This window comes from Bacteroides sp. An279 (genome assembly GCF_002159615.1).
GTDB lineage: Bacteria > Bacteroidota > Bacteroidia > Bacteroidales > Bacteroidaceae > Phocaeicola > Phocaeicola intestinalis.
The window spans coordinates 1-3,909 of record NZ_NFJA01000158.1; the positions used below are offsets into that span (position 1 = coordinate 1).

Annotated in this window: 5 protein-coding genes, 1 rRNA gene and 1 pseudogene; all 7 read right to left on the bottom strand. The window is 42.4% G+C overall.

All coding sequences use genetic code 11. The features are described 5' to 3' along the window. Positions 1 to 164, bottom strand: a pseudogene (locus tag B5F78_RS16970) (group II intron reverse transcriptase/maturase); the annotation flags it as partial. Continuing rightward, positions 155 to 988, bottom strand: coding sequence for a sensor histidine kinase (locus B5F78_RS17890; RefSeq protein WP_337959695.1), 834 nt, complete (start codon positions 986 to 988; stop codon positions 155 to 157). The gene B5F78_RS17890 and the pseudogene B5F78_RS16970, both read right to left, overlap by 10 nt. 8 nt (positions 989 to 996) lie before the next feature. Then, the gene (locus B5F78_RS17895) at positions 997 to 1,515 is read right to left on the bottom strand and encodes a triple tyrosine motif-containing protein (protein ID WP_239473500.1); all 519 of its coding nucleotides are present in this window, start codon (positions 1,513 to 1,515) and stop codon (positions 997 to 999) included. Between the two features lie 97 nt (positions 1,516 to 1,612). Then, on the bottom strand, positions 1,613 to 2,449 hold the full coding sequence (locus B5F78_RS17900; protein WP_239473501.1) for a ligand-binding sensor domain-containing protein: 837 nt from the start codon (positions 2,447 to 2,449) through the stop codon (positions 1,613 to 1,615). A 79-nt stretch (positions 2,450 to 2,528) separates the two neighbouring features. Further along, positions 2,529 to 2,891 carry a hypothetical protein gene (locus B5F78_RS17905; RefSeq protein WP_239473502.1) on the bottom strand — a complete coding sequence of 121 codons (363 nt, stop codon included), beginning with the start codon at positions 2,889 to 2,891 and terminating at the stop codon, positions 2,529 to 2,531. 35 nt (positions 2,892 to 2,926) lie between these two features. After that, the gene (locus B5F78_RS17910; protein WP_239473503.1) at positions 2,927 to 3,541 is read right to left on the bottom strand and encodes a ligand-binding sensor domain-containing protein; all 615 of its coding nucleotides are present in this window, start codon (positions 3,539 to 3,541) and stop codon (positions 2,927 to 2,929) included. A gap of 275 nt (positions 3,542 to 3,816) precedes the next feature. Beyond that, positions 3,817 to 3,909: ribosomal RNA gene (rrf, locus tag B5F78_RS16055) — 5S ribosomal RNA — on the bottom strand; the annotation flags it as partial.

The following is a 3,909-nucleotide window of genomic DNA, read 5'->3' on the forward strand; positions in this document are numbered from 1 at the left end:
ACTACATATATGTAGCCTGCATTGATTATTTCTTGCGCCCCTCGCAGTGCGTCATGACAACCTCTTCTTGGACGGAAGCCGTAGCTGCTCCTCGAGAATTGGCACTCACAGATAGGGGTCAGAACCTGGTTAATGGCTTGTTGCACCATACGGTCTACCACGGTGATAAACGATGTCTCAACTCTTCTTCATGCAACAAAGCACTCTCAGGTATCAGGAAATCTTTTTTATCATAAACCGAGACATCGGCAGGAAGCGTAACGATAAACACCGACCCTCCTCCCCTACATTCCTCATAGACAACAGTTCCTTTATGTACCTGCACCAGTTCATGAACAAGATACAATCCGATTCCCATGCTATCTCCCGAAAGACTATTTTGCAGATAGTGCTTGAAAAGTTGTTCACGTTTTTCTTTCGGTATTCCCACCCCTGTATCAACCACGCGGATAACAAGCTGATGAATTGTTTCATCCACCTGAACCGAAAAATCAACCTTTCCACCGGAAGGAGTATACTTAAATGCATTGGAAAGCAAATTGTAAACTATCTTGTCCAGCTTCTCTTTATCCAGAAACATCTTATAAGACGGAACAGAAGGAAGAAAACGGAAATCCATTCTTTTAGATTCAGCCACTTCCTTAAAATTCAAGTATATTTCGTGCAAAAAAGCAATGACATCTGCTTCTTCCAACGAAAGCACAGGCTTCTTTTCCTGCATTTTCCGGAATTCAAGCAACTGATTAACAAGTCGTGACATACGCCGGGCACTTTTATCCATCATACGGACAGAAGATACCATCTCTTTCGGAATCACTTTCACCTGATTCATCTTGTCCAGAGCAACCTGAATCAGCGTAAGCGGCGTACGGAATTCGTGGGATATATGGGTAAAGAACCTCAATTTGTACTCGGTCAGTTCTTTTTCCACCTTGACCTTGTTCCGCAAATCATCCATGCGACGCACGACACGCCATGCCACATACATCAGACTCCCTAGCAAGAACAAATAAATGACAAATGCCCCCCAGTACGCCAAAAAGGTGGAACAATAACAATCTCAAGTGTCGTATAATCATCGCCCCACTGTCCGAACGAATTGCATGCCTTCACATGCAACTTGTAAGTGCCAGGGGGAAGATTCTTATAAGTACCCCAAGGTAATACCGAAGGCACACTCCATCCTTTATCATACCCCTGCAACTGATAGGTAAATCGAGGCGGCACAATAGCCGAATAATCCAAAGTAGAGAAATAAACAGTAAACGAATGCTGGCTGTAATCCAACTGTACCGAAGAGGTATAAGGCAATGATTTCTCGAATAGACGCTCTGTCCCACTACTCCCGGCTGAAACACCGTTCAATCGTAGGTCAGTAAAAGTCACAGACGGTATACGACGGTCAGTATTAACCCGTGAAGGATCAACCACAGTAACCCCATCATTGGATCCCATCAGGATTCTCCCGTCTGGCAAAGCTAGTGCGGAAGTCTCGTTATAAACATTCTGCAACATCTGCATCGATAAGAAATAATTCAGAAAAGTCTTCGAAGATACATCAAAACACGAAACTCCATATTCGGTGGTAATCCAAATATTCCCTTTAGAATCTTCAGCAAAAGCCTAAAGCCTGTATCATATCGTTTACCAAGCCATCACTCACTCCGTAATGCGAAAAACGAAGCCGAGCATAATCATCACCTGGTTTGCAGATACTGAAACCGGTTCCCGCTTCAGCTATCCACAGATTACCGTTACGGTCTTGCAAAAGATGTCGGATTTCATTACTCCGTAAATTCCCGTTTTGCCTGTTATAATGATAATATGCCTGCTCATCTGCCAGCAAACGTTCGGGACGAAAAATAAACACTCCGTCGCTCGTCGCAGCCCAAATCCAGCCATTCCGGTCTTCAACCAACATACGGATACGTTTCTGTCCATAAGAATCATTGAAAAAATGCCGGAAGATATATCCTCCTTTCCCATCGGGAAGTGCCAAATCAAGCCCACCTCCAAAGGTACCGACCCACATCCGGCCCTTGCGATCCCTCAACAAAGAATAAACATCGTCAGAAGCCAAAGAAGCCGGATTATCTGCATGATGCAACCACAAACGGTTGCCGACTCTTAATCCTCCTCCCCGCATACCCTGCCACAATACACCAGCCGTATCTTCGCAAACTGAATAGACATTACTGACATATTCCTTCTCATATTTTTTCTGCGAAAACGTAGAATCGTAAAGATAAACTTTTCCGTTACGTGTAGCCATATAAATATCGCCATCAGAGAGAGATGCCAAAGTCCGTACATTATTCTTATACAAGCTTTTATCTTCACCTTGAGGTTCAGGATAAAACAAATCTGATATTTTGTCTACCATCTTCAGGTGAGACACACCTGTATGATCGACACCAATCCAGATACTACCCGAACGGTCTTCCATCATATATAACAACTCATCTGAAAGCAAAACAGAAGAACGTGTGTCATCTGCTTTGAAATGTGACAAATGTCCAGTATGCAAATCATATGTATATAAAACCATTTCCATAAGTGGAAATCCAAAGAATGCCACGTGAATCACGCACAACATGATAACGTTCCTTATCTATCAGCTGTACTTTTTCTTCCTGCATCAATCGGAAAGACATCACCTCACCCGTCTTTGCCTGGATATAATATAAATGTCCGGTTTTGTTGTATGCACAGTAATTTCCACAATTATCTGTTATTATCTCTGCCCCTGGAATATTCCAGGAAGCCGGTGCACGAGATAGCTCACCGGTAGCAGGTAAAAAGACAAAACTAGCATCACCCGTGAAAATCAACCATTGATTACCAATCGCTGCATTACCCGGTAAATCATATCCTGAACATACATTCGGCAATTCAGCCTTCTTTGTCGCCCGTTGCTCATCCTTTCCTATACACCATATTTCACCTTTGGCAGTAATGAAACAAACATACTCTGAAAAGCAATGTATCCACACGAAACTGTGTGAAGAGACCATTTTTTCAATACTTTGTTTTGCCAGACGTAAAGCCCCTCCTGTGTTCCTATCCATACACGCCCCAAACTGTCTTGCTCGATAAATGAAACTGTATTCGTATCCAATGTCCCATTTTCCAGACAAAACACGTCAGAATAGAACCTGTCATTCTTGTAGCATACGCGCCTACATCCCTTGCCACGCCCCCATAACCATACCGCATCAGACAACAAAGTAATATAAGCATATTGCTCCTTGAATGCCTCACAACCTGTATAATCAACAAAACAATCCCTTTTCAAATCATAACAACTGAAACGGTCTATGGAGGTAGAAATCCATAAAAAGCCATGATTGTCTTCACACACACTTTTTACTCTTCCGTCAGCCAATGAAGGTAATTCGCCAATACTGTCCGGCAAGAATGTCCGAAAAGTATTCCCGTCATACCGATTCAACCCATTCAATGTGCTGAACCAGATAAATCCTTTACTATCTTGATATATATGACGAACCGTATTATTGGATAAGCCATTGGAGGTAGTCAAAGACTCAGTATGTATTGTATAAGATGGATTAGCGTGTATCCCTATGAAAATAAACATACAATATGAATACAGCATCCCAATAAACACCTGCCTTTTTCCTAAAATAAATGTCTTCATGTCACCAATTAAATTCTATGTCTTTGACATATTAGGTTAGAAAGGAACAAAAATAAAAAAATTATACAGAAGAAGCAATTATGACAAGAAAAAGAAATGCATAATCTCAAAAAGAGAAAGGGATCCTCCCCCGGCCATCAGACCGGGGGAGAATCCCAAAACGGCGGCTACCTACTCTCCCACTGTTACGCAGTACCATCGGCGTGACGAAGCTTAACTTCTCTGTTCGGAATGGGAAGAGGTGGAACCTT